Origin of the sequence: Brenneria tiliae, assembly GCF_023347575.1 — a bacterium.
GTDB classification, from domain to species: domain Bacteria; phylum Pseudomonadota; class Gammaproteobacteria; order Enterobacterales; family Enterobacteriaceae; genus Brenneria; species Brenneria corticis.
The window spans coordinates 1-255 of sequence record NZ_JAKPCB010000026.1; the positions used below are offsets into that span (position 1 = coordinate 1).

Here is a 255-nt window from a genome sequence, read left to right on the forward strand (position 1 = left end):
TGACACTGAACCTTGAGCCTTGATGTGTAGGATAGGTGGGAGGCATTGAAGCGTGGACGCCAGTCTGCGTGGAGCCGACCTTGAAATACCACCCTTTGATGTTTGATGTTCTAACGTGGGCCCCTGATCGGGGTTGCGGACAGTGTCTGGTGGGTAGTTTGACTGGGGCGGTCTCCTCCCAAAGAGTAACGGAGGAGCACGAAGGTTAGCTAATCCTGGTCGGACATCAGGAGGTTAGTGCAAAGGCATAAGCTA

General features: G+C 53.7%; 1 rRNA gene. It reads left to right on the forward strand.

Annotated features, from left to right (window positions below):
• A 23S ribosomal RNA gene (locus MFP24_RS00120) occupies positions 1-255 on the forward strand; the annotation flags it as partial.